The 18,681-nt window shown below is 34.1% G+C and carries 13 protein-coding genes; 5 read left to right on the forward strand and 8 right to left on the reverse strand.

Translation table 11 applies throughout. The annotated features are described in order from the left end of the window. The first annotated feature begins 114 nt into the window (after window positions 1-114). Genes rimO through ACFO3N_RS08500 form a run of 3 tightly spaced genes read left to right on the forward strand, consistent with a single transcriptional unit; the run spans window position 115 to window position 2,951 of the window. A complete protein-coding gene (gene rimO / locus ACFO3N_RS08490) occupies window positions 115-1,428 on the forward strand; it encodes a 30S ribosomal protein S12 methylthiotransferase RimO (protein ID WP_095931021.1) in 1,314 nt (437 codons plus the stop codon). Window positions 1,429-1,469: 41 nt separating this feature from the next. Continuing rightward, the gene (locus tag ACFO3N_RS08495; protein WP_379796856.1) at window positions 1,470-2,018 is read left to right on the forward strand and encodes a hypothetical protein; all 549 of its coding nucleotides are present in this window, start codon (window positions 1,470-1,472) and stop codon (window positions 2,016-2,018) included. Window positions 2,019-2,045: 27 nt separating this feature from the next. Further along, a complete protein-coding gene (locus tag ACFO3N_RS08500) occupies window positions 2,046-2,951 on the forward strand; it encodes an N-acetylmuramoyl-L-alanine amidase (RefSeq protein ID WP_379796858.1) in 906 nt (301 codons plus the stop codon). Between the two features lie 457 nt (window positions 2,952-3,408). Here the strand turns inward: ACFO3N_RS08500 and ACFO3N_RS08505 are convergent, their stop codons facing one another. The 8 genes from ACFO3N_RS08505 to ACFO3N_RS08540 form a co-directional block, all read right to left on the reverse strand. Next, window positions 3,409-4,503, reverse strand: a complete 1,095-nt coding sequence (locus tag ACFO3N_RS08505) for an outer membrane beta-barrel protein (protein ID WP_379796860.1) — start codon at window positions 4,501-4,503, stop codon at window positions 3,409-3,411. A 611-nt stretch (window positions 4,504-5,114) separates the two neighbouring features. Beyond that, complete coding sequence (locus ACFO3N_RS08510) at window positions 5,115-6,080, reverse strand: glycoside hydrolase family 5 protein (RefSeq protein WP_379796862.1); 966 nt, start codon at window positions 6,078-6,080, stop codon at window positions 5,115-5,117. 11 nt (window positions 6,081-6,091) lie between these two features. After that, the gene (locus ACFO3N_RS08515) at window positions 6,092-7,324 is read right to left on the reverse strand and encodes a glycoside hydrolase family 27 protein (RefSeq protein WP_379796864.1); all 1,233 of its coding nucleotides are present in this window, start codon (window positions 7,322-7,324) and stop codon (window positions 6,092-6,094) included. A 93-nt stretch (window positions 7,325-7,417) separates the two neighbouring features. Continuing rightward, a complete protein-coding gene (locus tag ACFO3N_RS08520; protein ID WP_379796867.1) occupies window positions 7,418-8,677 on the reverse strand; it encodes a fasciclin domain-containing protein in 1,260 nt (419 codons plus the stop codon). An 81-nt stretch (window positions 8,678-8,758) separates the two neighbouring features. Then, entirely contained in the window at window positions 8,759-9,832 is a 1,074-nt protein-coding gene (locus tag ACFO3N_RS08525) for an IPT/TIG domain-containing protein (RefSeq protein ID WP_379796869.1), read from the reverse strand. Between the two features lie 20 nt (window positions 9,833-9,852). Further along, window positions 9,853-11,415 carry a RagB/SusD family nutrient uptake outer membrane protein gene (locus ACFO3N_RS08530; protein WP_379796871.1) on the reverse strand — a complete coding sequence of 521 codons (1,563 nt, stop codon included), beginning with the start codon at window positions 11,413-11,415 and terminating at the stop codon, window positions 9,853-9,855. A gap of 11 nt (window positions 11,416-11,426) precedes the next feature. After that, window positions 11,427-14,594, reverse strand: coding sequence for a SusC/RagA family TonB-linked outer membrane protein (locus ACFO3N_RS08535; protein WP_379796873.1), 3,168 nt, complete (start codon window positions 14,592-14,594; stop codon window positions 11,427-11,429). Window positions 14,595-14,907: 313 nt separating this feature from the next. Next, window positions 14,908-15,786 carry an AraC family transcriptional regulator gene (locus tag ACFO3N_RS08540; RefSeq protein WP_250837084.1) on the reverse strand — a complete coding sequence of 293 codons (879 nt, stop codon included), beginning with the start codon at window positions 15,784-15,786 and terminating at the stop codon, window positions 14,908-14,910. Window positions 15,787-16,090: 304 nt separating this feature from the next. On the opposite strand from ACFO3N_RS08540, the gene ACFO3N_RS08545 reads away from it, so the two are divergent. Then, window positions 16,091-17,227 (forward strand): glycoside hydrolase family 26 protein, encoded by a 1,137-nt coding sequence (locus ACFO3N_RS08545; protein ID WP_379796875.1) that lies wholly within the window; start codon window positions 16,091-16,093, stop codon window positions 17,225-17,227. Between the two features lie 36 nt (window positions 17,228-17,263). Further along, complete coding sequence (locus ACFO3N_RS08550) at window positions 17,264-18,655, forward strand: MFS transporter (RefSeq protein WP_095931033.1); 1,392 nt, start codon at window positions 17,264-17,266, stop codon at window positions 18,653-18,655. The last annotated feature ends 26 nt before the right edge of the window (window positions 18,656-18,681 follow it).

Consider the following 18,681-nt stretch of genomic DNA (forward strand, 5'->3'; position numbering starts at 1 on the left):
CAAAAAGCACAAGCAACCAGAAGAGTTAACTTCATAAAAAACAGCTAAAACAAACTGAAAACTAGTGTTGTTTGAATAAAAAAAGTGTAATTTTGCACTCCAATTTATAAAAGTATGAGAACCAAGTCTTTAAAAAAGAACAAAATTAACGTAATCACTCTTGGGTGTTCAAAAAATGTTTATGACAGTGAAGTCCTAATGGGACAGCTGCGTGCAAATGGAAAAGAAGTTGAACATGAAGCTCCTGCAGAAAAAGAAGGAAACATTATTGTAATCAATACTTGCGGATTTATTGATAATGCAAAAGCAGAATCGGTAAATATGATTTTGGAATATGCAGACAAAAAAGATAGAGGACTTGTAGACAAAGTTTTCGTAACAGGATGTTTATCTGAGCGTTATAGACCAGATTTAGAAAAAGAAATTCCGAACGTTGACCAGTATTTTGGAACAACAGAATTGCCTCAATTGCTAAAAGCTTTAGGCGCAGATTATAAACATGAATTACTTGGAGAGCGTTTAACTACAACTCCTAAAAATTACGCTTATTTAAAAATTGCTGAAGGATGCGACAGACCTTGTAGTTTTTGCGCAATTCCGTTAATGAGAGGTTCTCATGTTTCCCAACCAATTGAAAAATTAGTAAAAGAAGCTCAAGGTCTTGCTAAAAATGGGGTTAAAGAATTAATATTAATTGCTCAAGATTTAACTTATTACGGACTTGATCTTTATAAAAAAAGAAATTTAGCAGAACTATTAGAAGCTCTAGCAGCTGTTGAAGGAATCGAATGGATTCGTTTACACTATGCTTACCCTACTGGTTTCCCTATGGACGTTTTAGAATTAATGAAACGTGAGCCAAAAATCTGTAACTATATAGATATCCCATTGCAACACATTTCAGATTCTATTCTAAAATCGATGCGACGTGGTACAACTCAAGCTAAAACTACTCAGTTATTAAAAGATTTCCGTGCAGCAGTTCCTGGAATGGCAATTAGAACTACTCTTATTGTTGGTTATCCAGGCGAAACTCAGGAAGATTTTGAAATTTTGAAAGATTTCGTTCAGGAAATGAAATTTGACAGAATGGGATGTTTTGCTTATTCTCACGAAGAAAATACTCATGCTTATTTACTCGAAGACAATGTTCCAGATGATGTAAAACAAGCTAGAGCAAACGAAATTATGGAACTTCAATCTCAAATTTCTTGGGATTTGAATCAGGAGAAAGTTGGTCAAGTTTTCAGATGTATTATTGACAGAAAAGAAGGCGCTCATTTTGTGGGACGTACAGAGTTTGACAGTCCAGATGTTGATAACGAAGTTCTAATTGATGCTTCTAAACATTATGTAAAAACTGGAGAATTTGTTAATATCAAGATAATTGAAGCAACAGAATTTGATTTATACGGAGAACCTGCTTAAATTTACACATAACTATTGCTAACATTAGACAAAATACTTTTATGAAACCTACTCTCAACTTAATTATTTTTGTTTTCACTTTATTCTGTTTCAGTACTGTTTCTGCTCAATACGGAAACGGATACTACAATAATGGCTATGGCAACGGTTATGGTCGAGGTAGCGGAATGGGCATGGATAGAAGTATGATGGCTGGTCCGCAAAGCACGCCAAGCAAACCTAAGGAAACTCCTCCTGAGCAAACGGCAGCATTGATTGTAGATCAGATGAAACAGCAGATCAACTTAGATGAGTTGCAGTCAATTGCAATTTCAAATGTTTTGGCTGACAGTATACGCGAACAAGGTATTTTATTAAAAAACGAAAGTAGTAATCAAGATCAAAAAATTGAGCAGATAAAAGCTTTACGCGAAAGTACCGATAAAAAAATTAGCGCTTTTTTAAATCCAGACCAAGTTGAAAAATATAAAACTTTTATGGATTCTTTAAAAGAAGTAAAAAAGACCAAATCAAAAAAGAAAAAAGATAAAGATTCTAAAGAAGACTCCAAAGAAGTAAAAGACGCACCAGATACGAAAATTTCAGAATAATCGTTATTAACTATAAAACAACGAATTATGACAAAAAAGCATTTTTGTTATCTCATTTTAGCTATTATAATTAGCTCTTGCTCTACAAATCCGTACAAGACTACTGAAAAAGCTTATGATCAGCAACTGAAAACTTTAGAAAACCAGATTACAAGCAAAGAATCCAAAACAATTCCCGCGGTTCCACCTTTGGCAATTGACACTTCTTATGCACAACAACTGGGAATCGTAAAAGACACTTTATCTAAAACCGGCTCTACTTATTTGGTAAACGGAATAAATACGGAATGGGTTGGTACTGTAAATTTTAATTTAAGAAAACCAAGTTTTGTTATTATTCATCATACTGCGCAAGATTCGCTGCAACAGACTATTAATACTTTTACAAAGACCAAAACTCAGGTAAGTGCTCATTATATCATTTCTGAAAACGGAAAAGTAGTCCAAATGCTTAATGATTATCTAAGAGCTTGGCATGCTGGAAATTCTACTTGGGGAAAAACAACAGATTTAAACTCTTGTTCAATTGGTATTGAATTAGACAATAATGGCTTTAAACCTTTTACCGAGGCGCAAATTAACAGCTTACTGGCTTTATTAACTAAACTAAAAAAGGATTACAACATTCCTACCCAAAACTTTTTAGGTCATGCCGATATTGCACCAGGAAGAAAACAAGATCCGAGCGCATTGTTTCCGTGGAAAATTTTAGCAGAAAAAGGATTCGGAATTTGGCCAGACGAAGTCTTAGAACCTGCTCCTTTTGATTTTAAAATTGAACCAGCGCTTAGAATAATAGGCTACAATACTAAAAATTTGAGTGCCGCAATTCAAGCTTTTAAACTGCACTATATTCAAACTGATGCAACCTCAGTTTTAGACAGAAAAACAATAGATACTATTTATTCGATTTACAAAAAACAAATCCAATAAATAAAAATTAATTTTAAAAATATACAACGCATTTCTAGATTTTAGAAATGCGTTTTTTTATTCCATAACAATATACTCATAATACAGTTGACGATTCATATTGCAAAAAAAAACGTGCTGCGGCGTGTCTCTACAATCCTATTAATCGATGCACTATTTACGATTTGCAAAAAGACGTTCTGCGATGCGTTTCCACAATATAAATCATATTAATATTCACCATTTACGATTCGCAAAAAGACGCACTGCGGTGCGTCTCTACAATCATATAAATAAAACACACAGCAATTTTAAACAATGATTAAACAGCATTCATAACTAATAACTCATAACTAATAACTCATAACTAAAATAACTCATAACTCATAACTTAAAACTCATAACAATGTAAAAAAGCTGCCAAAACATTAGAATGTTTCGACAGCTCCAAAAAAAAAAAAAATATCAATCTTTATCTCTAGAAAGAGTATGTTGTTGCAATTAAACCATAGAAGCTTCCACCTGTTGGCAATGCGTTTTTGTCTAAAAATATATCCTCAGAAGCGGCATCGTATCTTAACTCAGGAATTATGGTAAGTTTACCAACTTTGTAATTTAAAGAAACTGTGTTGGCAAATACACTTGATCCTGCTAAAGTTCCTAAACTTGGAGCGGCATCTTTAGCATCAAAATATTCTATTCTGTAAGCCAAAAGTAATGCTGGATTGAAAGTATAATTAGCATAACCGACTACAGAAAACCAATCTCCATCTAAATTACTATCAAAATCATTTGTTGTTTTTGCATAAGTTGCATTTAATCCAAGAGCGAAACTATCACTAATTGTTTTAGATGCTGTTAAATCAAACTGCGTTTTATTTTCGTCTGAAACTGGAATTGGACTTCCTGGAATTGGATTACTACTTCCTGTTGTAAAATTCAAATAAGCACTTCCTGTATCTCCTATATACCCTACTTGTCCGATGAATGTTTTTTGGTAAGAACCTGCGTCCATAGCCGATTTAAAGTCTGTCGGGTTGGTTAATCCTAACATCGCAGTAAAGTGACCTGAAGTATATTGTGCCTTAACCCCAGTATTAAAAAATGGCCCATAAGAAAACGCATACGACATACTGTAATTTTTATTATCTACAGCATCTAACACTTCATATCCGATGTGGGTTCCGAAACTACCCGCCACTACCTTAAACTCTTCAGTTAAATTGTATGTAAAAAATAATTGTTTAATCATAAATTTTGCGCTTGCATCTTTATCTGGCGTTTCATTATATGAAAATTCTGCTGCTCTTTTTCCGAAACCTAAGTCTACAAAAACAGAAGCTTTTCCAAAAGTATGACCTGCTTCAATCGACGCCATTCCTAATTCGAATGAATTCTGTGAGTTGGTAAAGCTCGTTAATCCATTCATTTGTTTTGAAAAATCATATTTATAGTACGCATCTGCAGAACCTCCCCATGTGGTTGCTGGAGCGGTAGCGGCTGCTTCCTCTTCTTGGGCAAAGGCAAAAGAACTTGTTAACATCGCGGCTAAAATGTGAAATGCTTTTTTCATGTTTTAATTTGGTTTTTAGTTATTAATTGATTCTGGTTAGTTAATCTTTTTATATATCTATTTTAATAGTATAAGTCATTTCTAAAACCTTTCATGCGCCCTTCAAATCATCATCATTTTCATTAGCGAATTTATTAACTTTTGTATGAGTAGAATAATTCGAAACTGCTTTTTTGACGTTTTAGGCGAAGAATTACGGATTACAAAAATTAAATCTCCAATAATCGTGATTTGATATTTATCGATAATTGTTTTTGAAAATTCAACAACACATTTTAGCCGATATTTTAATTTTAAAAAGGGTATTTAAAAAATAAAACAGATAAAAACTACAAAAAACCATTATAAAAAACATTCAAAGCGACATACACCCCTAAAATTTTAGGGGTGTACCTCAAAATAAAAAAACAAAACTTTAAAAACAAAAACAGCTAAGCTAAAAAAACACAATTACAATCATGAAAATTATTCCTACAAAAACAACATCAAATTATATTACCTTTTAAACACTAATTACCTCTGTATTTTTAGCAAAAAACAGAAGTTTAAAAAACAAAAAAGTCTGCTCTAACACGAGCAGACTTTCTTTATTTAAACTATAAAAAAAAAGATTATTCTTCTTTATTGTATTTCTTTAAATATTCTCGGACTTTGATTCCTGAATCTTTCAAATCTTCATCTTTCCACTTTCCTTCCGATTTTGCCGATTTTTTCAAAATAGAACATGTTTCATCTTTATCTGAAACAGACCACGTAATCCAGCTTAATTTCCGAGCTTCCATCCAATCAATATAATCTTGCCAAGCACTATAGTTTAGAGGTCCATCGCCAGAAGCTTCCATTCCTGCCGATTCCGAAATAAAAACTGGTAAACCACTTTTTATCGCCCTATCGGTTCTATCTCTTAATTCCTTACCGTGCGTTGCCGCATAAAAGTGCATTGTATACATTATATTAGTATAACCTCTTATCGGATCTTCTGCAGGAAGATCAATATCTTGATCCCAATGCGGACAGCCTACTAATATTATATTATTAGGATCGTTCTCCCTAATAACTTTAATAACTTCTTCTGCATAGTTTTTCACTTCCCACCAAGTCTCATAATCCGGTTCGTTGAATACTTCATATATTATATTGGGATACTTGGCATACTTTTTTGATATCTCTGCAAAAAATTCTTTTGCTTCTTTCAAATTTACATTATGACTGTGCCAATCTATAATGACATATATATCAGACTTTATAGCTCCATTTATAACAGCCTCTATCTTCTCTTTAGAAAACTGCGGATCTTTTATATAGGAGTAGTCTCCTAATTCGATTCCCATTGCAGCGCGGACTACATTACAATTAAAATCTTTTTTTAACCAACTTACTGCTTTTTCATTATAAAATCTCGGCCACATACTATGCCATCCAAAACTTAAGCCGCGTAGCACAATCGGATTATTTTCCTTATCCACAAGCTGAGTACCTAGAACGCTCAATTGCCCGTGTTTTTTCACAAATTGTGCTTTTGAAAGATTTACAAATAATAAAAGAAAAAAAGCAGCATACCAAACCTTCGATTTCATACTATATAATTTTAAGGAATTAACTTTAAAGCAATTACGTCATGAGAAGCTATTTCAGCAACAAAAGCCTTTTTCGTATTTCCAATTTCTTTGTTTTCCCAAAGATCTTTTATTTTGAAGATTGTTTTGCTAAAATCGGCTTCATAACCAAAATCAGCATCTTTTATATTGTTTTTCTTCCAATCGAAATTTACTTTTTTTGAAGTTTCGGTTCTATTGACAAAGCTTACTGCCCAAGCTCCATCTGAAAGCGGTTTTACCCATACTTCTACTCCATCTAAAATTGCAGATTTAAAACCTTGAATTCCCAATTTATCTTGATTTACAGAAAGCAATTCTTTGTTGGTTAAAATTGCCAAAGTTTCTTTAGACATTTTACGATAATCGTTTCCTGTAAATAAAGGAGAGGAAAGCATACACCACATTGCAAAATGCGTTTTATCTTCGGTATCGTTCATTTCATTTCCAACCTCCATCATATCAAAATCGTTCCAATGATCTGGACCTGAATATTTACGAATATCTTTTCGCATATCGGCGATTTTCATGAATCCCCAAGACGACCAATTTTCTGGGTGTTTGAATTCGCAATCAAAACACGGATAGATATCTCCAGAAATTCTCCAAAGATTTCCTATTGGTTTTCCCCACTCCCACGGCTGATTGTCTCCCCATTCGCAAAGACTAAAAACAATTGGTCTACCAGCTGTTTTTAAGGCATTACTCATTGTGGCGTAAGCTTCTTTTGCTGTGATCCCTTCCGTATTACACCAGTCGTATTTTAAAAAATCGATTCCGAGTTTTGCATAAAACCTCGCATCTTGATATTCGTAACCTCTTGTTCCAGGATAACCTGCGCAAGTTTTTGTTCCTGCACAATTATACAATCCGAACTTTAAACCTTTATTATGCACATAATCTATAAGTGCTTTCATTCCGCTTGGAAATTTTTCTGGATCAGGCACCAAATCACCGTTTGCATCACGCTCGTGCGTCATCCATCCGTCGTCTAAAACAATATAATTATAACCTGCCGCTGCCAAACCGGAAGAAACCATGATATCTGCCGTTTCTTTTACTAACTTTTCGTCAATATTAGTTGCAAACGTATTCCATGAATTCCAGCCCATTGGAGGTGTCATTGCCAATCCTTCAAATTTTCCGCCCTGCTGTTTATGTGTGTTGCCCTGACTGAAAGCAAAACTCGAAATACTCAGAAGAAATCCTAAAATTATTTTTTTCATTCTTTATTCATTTAAAAAAGATCTATAAAAAGATATTCCCTAATTTTTCAATTAGGGAACACCTCAAACTAACTCATAACATATTATTTTTTTTTATAAAAATCCGATATCGTCTATATAAAATGCGCTAGAAGGAGTAATTGTTCCTCCAGAAAATTCTTGAATAAACACACTATCAAAATTTCCATCTGTTAAAAGCTCAGGATGTAGAGCCGAAATAGGAATTGAAATATTGTTCCATTGTCCTGGCACTAAAACAACTGTCGTACCTTTAGCAGAATCGCCCGTGTCGCTGTTTATGGTCACCATAATTTTAGTGCTTTCTGTTGGGAATATTGACATTTTAACAAATTGATAATCTGTAGCTTTTAGAAGAAGATCAGAGTGCATGAAAAGTCCGCTCCAAGCTTCTGCAACTTTTTTGATTGCATGTGTACCTCTGCTTACTTTTTCTGTGCTTTCCCAGGTAATGTCTCCTCCCCAGCCCCAGCCCCATCCTTTCAATGAGTCTTCGTATAATAAATATTTAAGTCCGATTCCGCTTGGAGCAGAAACCCCAAACTCCGTTTCTACAACAATAAGCGCATATGAATCAAAATCAGCTGGAACAGTTGCTTTTATTTCTGTTTTAGAAACCGCAGTAAATGTCGCTTCAGTAGATCCGAATTTTACGCTTTTAACTTTTACAAAATTTTGTCCCGTAATTGTAATAACATCTCCCGCAGAAGCTAACACTTGCGATAATCCTGAAATTACCGGAGCTGGCGGAGTTAACTCAATAACATTACTCAAAACATTCACAAAACCATTTGTTCCGTAATAATCTAATCCTGGAGCTTCTTTATCAGATCCGTTTACCTTCAAAACGCCGTTGGTTACGTTAATGCTTAACAAGTATAAATCTGAATTTACACCATTTGCCATTGTAGCATAATCTCCCGTTTCTAAATAATCGGCTTCAACCCCTGCAAGTTTGCCCACTCTTTTTTTAACACCTTTAATAACATGACTTAAAACAAGTTGTTTTAAATCTTCTACAGGAACAAGTGTTATATCTGGATATCCCAGATCATTTACATATCCATTGGCTACCAAATAAGCATCGAAAGTGGCATCGTTAGGAACAAAATACGTGTAATTATCAGCTGTATTTAATGTCGATTCTAAACCCGCTAATTTTATTGCTTTTGTAAACGAAGTTAAATTACTATTTGCCTGAATTAGGCCATATGCTGTATTATAATTTTGCTCTGCTCCACCAATATCTTCAATTTCGTTATCGCAGGAAGAAGCTGCAACAACCAAAAAGACACTTAGAGCAATATGTTTTATTTTACTATATATATTTTTCATAAATTCTCTTTTAGTTTTTTAATTATGGATTCTGATTAATAGACCGAACTTTTGTCGAAATCTTTATTTGAATCCTAACAATTATTTTAACACCAATCCGATATCATCTAGATAGATCACATTTCCTCCGAAACCTCCAAATTCTTGATATCCAATTTGAGATAATTCAGTTGGATTACCTAGCGAACTATATGGCACCTCAACATAAGTCCAAGAAGTTCTGACATCTACTACCATAATGTTTTTCTCAGCATCTCCATTAGCAAAAAACTTTACTTTTCCTGCTTTTTCACCTTTAACCCAAAATCTTACCGCTTTGAATTTATCTGTATCATGATAAGACCAGTTGTTAATACCAATAACATATCCATCCCATTCACCTGCTTTCCATTGAATACATTTAGTCCCTTGATAAACATCTTTAGCATAAGAAGCATCAAACTCATTTGTTCCATCCCACAGCGATTGCCAGCCCCAAATATTAGTGAAAGCATCATCATATATTTCAGAACCTATTACTTGTGGAGCTACTGTTGTGCCAGACACATTTGTTACCGATAAATTTTTCAAATAACTTCCTTCAGGAACTTTAACTACAATTTCTGTTAAAGTAGAAGATACTGGCTCAACTTGGATATCTCCAAAATTAACTACAGGACGCAAGAAATATTCTCCTGTAATGGTAATGACATCTCCTGGATTTGCATTGACAGGAAACCCTTTAATATTAGGACTTGGGGGTCTGATCGCCACTTTATAGTTCAGAGTACCTAAGTTGGTCACGATCTTCATTTCGTCCATTTCATTATAGTATGGCGTTTTTGAATCTACCATAACCACAATTGCATTGTCTGTTACGAATGTTGGATTAAAATAAGACTCTAATCCGTTAAACGAAATTGATTGCAATGTCGCAAAACCAGATCCTCTAATGATATAGTAATTTCCTGCATTAATAACATCTGTAGGAACATCAACTTTTCTATCTCCTTCAACCAAAGGGTCATCAACAACAGATCTGCTAATTCCAGTTACTTCAAGCTTTCCAGATGAACCACCTGCCGAATCATCATTGGAACAAGAAGCGAATAGGAAAATTGAAATCGAAGCTAAAAAATACAACTTCAATAACATTCTATTTTTTATATTTTTCATAGTGATTTACTTTTAAAAAATTATTTGAAAGTGTAAGGAACCGGTGCCTCTTTCAATTTTGGATTTTTTCTAACTTCGACATCTGGTTTTGGATAAATAAAATCAGTTGGCGTTGGCGTATAATGTATTACCCCTTGCGAATCGAAACCTCTATCTTGCTGAGAAATTATATTGATTGCTTCCTGACGTGGCAACCTTCCTAAATCGAACCAAAATTCTCCTTCAAAAGCAAATTCAACTCTACGCTCACGAAACAAAGCCGCTTTTGTTAAAGGCACATTATTCCCTAAAGTTGCAAGACCCGCTCTAAGTCTCACTTTGTTATATGATTCTTTTGCTGCTGCATTAGTAGTTTCATCAGCTCCAGCCATAGTTGCCTCAGCATGTATTAATAAAAGATCGGCATAACGCATAATATAATTACAGTTATTCATTCCGCCCCATCCATCAGCTGGACCTGTCTCGCTAGTAACTTGCCCTACAACATATTTCTTAACAGCTGCTCCTGTATTGGCTAATACATCTGGATATTTCGTTTTATCCATAACAAAACCTACAACACCATCTCCTTTAATGTTAGGATAAGAATCTCCATAAATCATAAAAGATTCTTTTCTTCTTAAATCGCCAATTTCAAAAGCATCTTGAACGTCATTACTTGGCACATAAGTAGCACCGTATGAAGCATTATCATTCAAGATATCTAGACCATATTGAATATTAGAGAAATTTCCTCCTCCATAAGTATTGATAGCGCCAGACCATTGCCAAGAATAAATAGATTCTTCGTTGTTATTTTTACTTGTCAAAAACAAATCTGCAAAATTTGGCAGTAATCCAAATTCGCCTGAGTTAATCACTTTTTCTGCCATTAATTTAGAATCTGCATATTTCTTCTCATATAAATATACTTTGGCTAAAAATGCTTCAGCAGAACCTTGCGTCACAAAAATATTCTCGCTGCCAGGAGTTCTAGATCTAATTTTTGATTTTAGATTGGCTGCAGCGAATTTTAAGTCGTTTTCGATGAATGTGTAAACATCTTCAATTCTATTGGTATTCACCATCGGATCTTTGGCCAAAGCCAAATTATCTTCAATAATAGGCACTGGCCCATACAAACGAACCAAATAAAAATAAGCTATTGATCTAAAAAAATGTGCTTCAGCAATCGTATTTTTAATTACCGCTTTATTCACCTCTGCAGTAGCATTTTTTTCAATATTATTAATCAAGTTATTAGCTTGTGCTATAATTGCAAAACAAGCTCTCCACGGATCTAACAATATTGGACTATCAGAAGTCAATTTAAACTGAATCAGCTCTGGTCCATCGGCATAAGCCAAACAATTCCCTGATGACAGTTCTGACAATGCGTAAAAGTTTTTAGTATAATAAGGCGCCCACATTGCACCATACATTCCGTAAGTAGTTCTTGCTACCTGCTCATCGGTATTATAAAACTGATCACTGCTGTAACTATCTTCAGAAGGGCGATCTAAGAAATCTTCGCTGCAAGAAGTAGTTGCCAAACCTAGCGTTAAGAATAAAACTAAGGTCTTTATATTGATATATTTTTTCATAAGAGTAGTAATTAAAATTCTAAATTCATTCCAAAAGTGAAACTACGATTGGTTGGGTAACGCCCTGAATCGATTCCTGATAATAATGGATCTTGGTTATATGATCCAATTTCAGGATCATAGCCTGTATATTTGGTAAATGTGTAAAGATTTTGAATACCAAAATAAAATCTTAACTTACTAATGCTTGCTTTTGAGAGCACATCTGAAGGCATATTATACCCTAAAGTAACTTGCTGAATTCTTAAATACGAACCATCTTCTACATAACGATCTGAGATTGCAATATTTGGATGTCCGTCTCCGCCATCAGGTCTTGGATATTTTGCATCCGTATTTTCTGGTGTCCAAAAATCCGCAGCTTCTGCCAATTGATTTTCATACAGACGCTGGTTTTTAGTACCAGCACGTCTTGTTAAGTTCATTACTTTGTTACCATAAGATCCTTGTAAGAAAACACCTAAATCAATGTTTTTATACTTAAAAGTATTATTGAAACCGTAAGTGAATTTTGGTGCTGGATTACCAATATAGGTTAAGTCCTTATCATCAATCAAACCGTCTTTGTTTTGATCTACATACTCAACATCTCCCAACTGGCTTTTAACAGCTTTATTTCCTGTAAAAGGAATTGGTGCATTCGCCAACTGTTCGTTCGTTCTGATAATACCAACTGCTTGATATCCGTAAAATTGACCTACTGGCTGACCAACTATAGTTTTAGTTACCGCTTTTGTCGTATAATCATTAAGCAATACATCTTTCGTCAAATCGAAATTATCTTGTAAGCTCAACAATTTATTTTTGTTTGTAGAGAAAATTACTTTTGAATTCCATGAAAAATCTTTTCCAAACTTCTCATTATAATCTAAAGTCATCTCAAAACCTTGATTTCTTAAGCTTCCTAAATTTACACTTGGCGCTCCTAAACCTCCCTGATACGCATCTGTACCTGTAACGTAGTAAGGCAATGGCAACACAAATAAAAATCCTTCAGATTCTTTTTTGTATACATCAAATGTTGCTTGAAGTTTTGATTTGAAAAGTGTAAAATCTAAACCTAAATTGGTTTGTTTGGAAGTTTCCCAAGTTAAATCAGGATTTGCAATATTATTAACCGTAAAGAAGTTCCCCATTGCCGATTTGATTGCACGAACCGTGCTCATATAACCGCCACCGCCAATATTTTGATTTCCAGTCTCTCCATATCCACCTCTAAATTTGATATTATCAATATATTCTTTAGTTCCTTCCATAAACTTTTCGTTCGAAAGTTTCCAATACCCAGAAACTGAAGGAAAGTAACCCCACTTTTCACCTGGACCAAAATTAGAACTTCCGTCTGCTCTCATGGTTGCCTGTAAACCATATCGATTATCATAGTCATAATTAAAAGATCCGAAGAAAGAATATAAAGCAGAACTTCCTTTATATTCTGAAGCAACAACTGAATCAGGATCTCCTAAACTAATAGAATGAATATCATTACTTAATAACCCAGAAACAGATTGCGAATTACCAAACCAATGACTATCATTTGCCTCTTGACCAGCCAAAACATTAAAATGGTGATTCCCAGCATCAACTTTATAAGTTAAAACGTTTTTAACGTTCAGTCCATACCAATTGTTTGCTCTCTCTGTCAGCATATTGGTTTCTCTAACCGCTGAACCCCATTTATAAGTAGGCTGAAAACCTTCAAAATTATCTATATTAGTAGATCCACCAAAGTCAAAACGATACTCCAATCCTTTGGCAATTCTAAAGTTAGCATAAAAATTTCCTATAAAATTTTTCTTAATCAACTTATTAGTATTCATCAATGCAGAAGCTACCGGATTAATCCAAACCCCAATTGACCCATCTGCTGGCGGACCAGCATAGTTACCATTCGTATCTTTTACCGCAACATCTGGCGTAGACAAAATAGAAGTACTGATAATACCATTACTAGCACCATTAATGGTAATATCTTCATTGGTTACACCTGCTCCAACAGACACTCCAACAGTAAGCCAATCTTTTAGTTTGCTGTCAACATTTGTTTTAAAACTATATCTTTTGAAACCAGAACCGATAACAATACCCTCCTGATTAGTATAACCTCCTGAAATATAATAGTTAGTACCGTCTTTTGCTCCCGAAAATGAAATCTGGTGATTGTTCATTATCGCAGTTTTATAAATCTCATCTTGCCAATTTGTTCCTTTACCTAAAACAGATGGAACAGCAAATTCATCTCTTGGCGCTACACCATAAACACCTGCCAAAGCATTTTGCTGTTCAGCGTATTGGCTCAAAGTCATTGTATCTAATAAACGAGTAACATTTTGAATAGAAAAATAGGTGTCATAGGTAATTTTTCCTGCTCCTTTTTTTCCTCTTTTTGTAGTAATAATTACAACTCCATTCGACGCTCTAGAACCATAGATAGCAGTTGCAGAAGCATCTTTCAAAATATCCATTGTTTCGATATCGTTAGGGTTTAAAAAAGCTATTGGGCTTGAAGTTACGTTTCCTGTATTCGATCCTAAATAACCTGTAACAATTGAACCTCCAGTTGCAGTATTGGCAGCATCTCCAGAAATCGGAATACCATCTATAATATACAAGGGCTCATTGGTTCCAGAGATAGAAGTAGTTCCACGTATTTTAACCGACACACTACTTCCTGGCTGTCCAGAATTGTTCGTAACTGTTACCCCAGCAGCACGTCCTTGTAACAATTGATCTACAGATACTTGTGGAGAGTCTGCAATATCCTTAGTAGTAACAGTAGAAATAGCTCCTGTCAAATCCTTTTTCTTTACGCTTCTATACCCTACGTTTACCAAAACTTCACGCAAATCTTCTGCGCTAAGTTTCAAGACAACGTTTACTGTTCCGCCATTTTTAACATTGATAGTTTGCGAAACATATCCAATAAATGAAACAGAAATAGTAGAGTTTGCAGGTGCTTCGATAGAATATTTACCATCAAAATCTGTTGAAGCCGTCTTCTTTGTAGCTGTAACTATGATATTGGCACCTGGTATAGATAACCCTTTTTCATCAGATACAGTTCCCGAAACCTTTACCTGAGCCGTAATAAAATTACTAGTCAGTAACAAAAATAATATCAAAGGAATGGCTTTGTGGTCAGCCCTCCAATGAATAAAGCTAGTCATTAGTTTTTTCATAATAAGTGTTTGGTTAGTTAAATTTGTTTATTGCATAATCCAAAAGTAAATGCCTGGGTAATTTTTACTTTTAAATTATTTAACAAATCTATAACAGAGAGGATTATCAAATCGATAGTATTATATCATTTAATGATAATATTTTTACTATAAGCCCTTAAAAAAACACATATAAAAATAAAAGCGTATAAATTTTAAATTATTCGCAATCATACCTCTCTCTAGAACACAAACGATGCAAAAAAACCAATGAAATCTTAAAAATCAAACGTTTTCGTTAAAAATAATATTTATTTGTGATAAAAAAGTATCACTATAAAATTCGTTTTAAACCAGAAAACTCTTCACGATATTGGCTTGGTGTACAATTTTTTGTAGCTTTAAAACTACGATTGAAATTAGCTATATTATTAAAACCAGATTTAAAAGCAACTTCAGAAACACTCATATCTTTTTCTACCAGCCAACGCGCCGCATAACCAATACGAATGTCATTTATATAATTCACAAAAGTTTTTCCAGTCCTCTTTTTAATGAATCGGTTAAAAGAAATTATCGACATACTCGCCACATTTGCCACGTCTTCTAAAGTGATTTTTTCAGAAAAATGCTTTTGCACATATTCGTAAACCAACTTCATTTTATCATAATCATCAAAAGTATCATAGTCTACTGTATAAGTCGAAAGCAAACGCTGATTTCTAGAATTGGCCAGATCATACAATAAAGAAGTAATCTCTAAAAAATAATCCATACCATCCAGCTTAGAAAGCCTTACGAGTCTCGGCATCAATTCTTCGGCTGTTTTTTTAGAAAAAAGAATTCCGTGAATTGATCTATTAAACATATCGCGAATCGGATTCATGATACGTCGCGCAAGCAAAGATTCATGAAATAAATCGTTATGAAATTGAATCGTAATTTCGTGTATCTTTTTATTTGTACATTTATTCAATTCCCATCCGTGATATAAATTGGGGCCAATCAAAACTAGCTCGACATTATCAATTTCTTCAATATTATCTCCTACAACCCTTTTAACCCCTTTTCCATTCTGAATAAAATTGATCTCAAATTCTGGATGATAATGAACTGGAAAATCAAAACTATCTTTTACACGATCAAAAACCAAAAAGCTGTCACTCGCAGCAAGCGGTGCTATTTCTCTATAAAAATTCTTCGTATTACTCATCTTAAAAACTATTTCAGGAAAACAAATGTTCTTTTTTTGATGCAATAATATGATATATAATTGATAAAATAATATTAATTACACTATAATCATCCGTTTATCTTTGAAAAAATTAATTTATCATTTCTTTAAAAAGAACATTAATAATAAACATTAATCATTTTTTATTAAATAACTTTTTATAGTTTTAATAATTTTAACGCTAATAGCATAGAGAATTTTCGACAGAAGAAATGCTATTATTTAAAAACCGTAAACCCTTGTTTAGTTAGCATTTAGCTAAACAGCCAACTCTTATTTTTCGATGAAAAAACATTTTTTAACGCTTTTAACTGTAACTGCACTAAGCAGTTCGTGTTGGTCTCAAAAAAGCACTAGTAATACTAATTTGTCACTTTCAGATAAAAAAGCAACAATAGAAACTAAAACTTTATATAAAGAACTTAATACTTTAACTCAAAAAGGTTTCTTATTCGGACATCAAGACGATTTGGCTTATGGAGTAAAATGGAAATACGAAGACGGGCGCAGCGACATTAAAGAGGTTGTTGGAGATTATCCTGCGGTTTATGGCTGGGATATTGCGGGATTAGAAAATGACAGTCCGAATAATATTGATGGAGTTCCTTTTGCTAAAATGAAACAATATATAATTGAAGCAGATTCTAGAGGCGGAATTTCGACTATCAGCTGGCATTTTGACAATCCTGCAACAGGAAAAAATGCTTGGGATAATGTTCCAAATTCTTTAAAAACGATTTTGCCTGGAGCAGAAAATCATAAAAAATTTACTTCTTGGCTAGACAAAGCAGCTGTTTTCTTTTTGTCTTTAAAAGATAAAAATGGCAAAAACATTCCGATACTTTTCAGACCTTTTCACGAACTTACCGGCGGATGGTTTTGGTGGGGAAAAGGAAACTGCACTGCAGAGGAATTCAAAACCGCTTGGAAATTCACTTTTGATTACCTTCAGAAGAAAGGGGTTCACAACTTGATTTATGTTTATAACACAGGTAGTTTTGGAAGCGAAAACGACTTTCTAGCCAATTATCCTGGAGATAATTATACTGACATGTTGAGTTTTGACACCTACCAAAACAGTAATGATCCAAATGGCGAAAAATTCGTTGCTGAAGTTCAAAATCAATTTAAAATATTAAACGAAATCAGCTCAAAAAAACACAAATTAATGGCGCTCGCTGAAGCTGGTTATGAAGCCGTTCCAGACCCAAAATGGTGGACGGGAACTCTATTAAAAGCAATTGGAGATTATAAAATTTCTTATGTATTGCTTTGGAGAAACCACGGATGGCAGGAAAAAGAGCAAAAAATGCATTATTATGCACCATTTTCAGGCCAAGTAAGCGAAAAAGATTTTATCGATTTTTACAATCTTGACGAGACTATCTTTGAAAAAGACATTCAGAAAAAATTAAAATAATTGCCCCAAATAAATTACAACCTTAAAAAATAACCAATGCACGACAAAATTAGTTTAAAAGAAAAAATCGGTTATGGACTTGGAGACGCTGCTTCTTCTATGTTCTGGAAAATCTTTAGCATGTATCTGCTATTTTTCTACACCGACGTTTTCGGATTGGCGCCTGCTGTAGTAGGAACTATGTTTTTAATTACTAGAATCTGGGACTCATGTTTTGACCCAATTGTTGGAATTCTGGCTGACAGAACCAAAAGCAAATGGGGAAAATTTAGACCTTATTTACTTTGGGTAGCGATACCTTTTGCCGTGATTGGAGTTTTAACTTTCTACACTCCAGATTTTGATGAAAAAGGAAAAATCATTTACGCCTATGTGACCTATTCCTTAATGATGATGATTTATTCTTTAATCAACGTTCCTTACGCTTCACTTTTGGGCGTAATGTCATCTGACAGAAAAGAAAGAAATACACTTTCGTCTTACCGTATGGTTTTTGCTTTTGGAGGAAGTCTTTTAGCGCTTTGGCTAATTGAACCTTTGGTAAATTATTTTGGCGGAAATCTAAATTCTAAAACGGGCTGGTTGGCAACAATTGCCGTCTTCGGATTAATTACAACTGTCTTTTTCTGGGCTTGTTTTGCCTTCACGAAAGAAAGAATCAAACCTATTGCTGATGAACAGAATAACTTGAAAGAAGATCTAAAAGATCTTTGGAAAAATAAGCCTTGGTGGATTTTATTGGGTGCAGGGATTGGAGCTTTGGTATTCAATTCAATTCGTGATGGTGCTGCCGTTTATTACTTTAAATATTATGTTAGCAGTTCTGTGAATTTCGATTTTTCGCTTTTCGGAACCGATTTTCACATGACACCAACTTCAATTTATTTGGTTTTAGGACAAGCAGCAAACATTATCGGAGTAATCATTGCAACACCGATTGCCAATAAAATTGGTAAAAAGAAAACCTTTTTTGGTGCAATGGCTTTGGCAGCCATTTTAAGTCTGATTTTCTATTTATTCGGAAAAGAAGACGTTTTCTTAATCATGAGTTTTCAAGTTTTAATCAGCATTTGTGCGGGCTGTATTTTTCCTTTAATCTGGTCCATGTACGCCGACAGTGCCGATTATTCTGAATGGAAACAAGGACGTAGAGCAACAGGATTAGTTTTCTCTGCTTCATCAATGTCACAAAAATTTGGATGGACGATTGGTGGCGCAGGAGCTGGATGGCTTTTAGGATATTACGGTTTTCAGGCCAATGTTGAGCAGACAGCAACAGCTCAAAACGGAATTCAGCTAATGTTAAGCATATTGCCAGCAATTGCGGCCGCAATTTCAGTAGCTTTTATAGCATTTTACCCTTTATCAGAAGAGAAATTACAGATTATAGAACAAGATTTAAACGAAAAAAGAGATCAAAATCATTAAAAACAAAAGACATAGAAATCAATTGA

Origin of the sequence: Flavobacterium chungangensis, from assembly GCF_042654045.1 — a bacterium.
Lineage (GTDB): Bacteria > Bacteroidota > Bacteroidia > Flavobacteriales > Flavobacteriaceae > Flavobacterium > Flavobacterium chungangensis.

Excerpts from the sequence above, each read along its gene's own strand:
- rimO (WP_095931021.1), top strand. The coding sequence starts at position 115 with ATGAGAACCAAGTCTTTAAAAAAGAACAAAATTAACGTAATCACTCTT.
- ACFO3N_RS08495 (WP_379796856.1), top strand. The coding sequence starts at position 1,470 with ATGAAACCTACTCTCAACTTAATTATTTTTGTTTTCACTTTATTCTGT.
- ACFO3N_RS08500 (WP_379796858.1), top strand. The coding sequence starts at position 2,046 with ATGACAAAAAAGCATTTTTGTTATCTCATTTTAGCTATTATAATTAGC.
- ACFO3N_RS08505 (WP_379796860.1), bottom strand. The coding sequence starts at position 4,503 with ATGAAAAAAGCATTTCACATTTTAGCCGCGATGTTAACAAGTTCTTTT.
- ACFO3N_RS08510 (WP_379796862.1), bottom strand. The coding sequence starts at position 6,080 with ATGAAATCGAAGGTTTGGTATGCTGCTTTTTTTCTTTTATTATTTGTA.
- ACFO3N_RS08515 (WP_379796864.1), bottom strand. The coding sequence starts at position 7,324 with ATGAAAAAAATAATTTTAGGATTTCTTCTGAGTATTTCGAGTTTTGCT.
- ACFO3N_RS08520 (WP_379796867.1), bottom strand. The coding sequence starts at position 8,677 with ATGAAAAATATATATAGTAAAATAAAACATATTGCTCTAAGTGTCTTT.
- ACFO3N_RS08525 (WP_379796869.1), bottom strand. The coding sequence starts at position 9,832 with ATGAAAAATATAAAAAATAGAATGTTATTGAAGTTGTATTTTTTAGCT.
- ACFO3N_RS08530 (WP_379796871.1), bottom strand. The coding sequence starts at position 11,415 with ATGAAAAAATATATCAATATAAAGACCTTAGTTTTATTCTTAACGCTA.
- ACFO3N_RS08535 (WP_379796873.1), bottom strand. The coding sequence starts at position 14,594 with ATGAAAAAACTAATGACTAGCTTTATTCATTGGAGGGCTGACCACAAA.
- ACFO3N_RS08540 (WP_250837084.1), bottom strand. The coding sequence starts at position 15,786 with ATGAGTAATACGAAGAATTTTTATAGAGAAATAGCACCGCTTGCTGCG.
- ACFO3N_RS08545 (WP_379796875.1), top strand. The coding sequence starts at position 16,091 with ATGAAAAAACATTTTTTAACGCTTTTAACTGTAACTGCACTAAGCAGT.
- ACFO3N_RS08550 (WP_095931033.1), top strand. The coding sequence starts at position 17,264 with ATGCACGACAAAATTAGTTTAAAAGAAAAAATCGGTTATGGACTTGGA.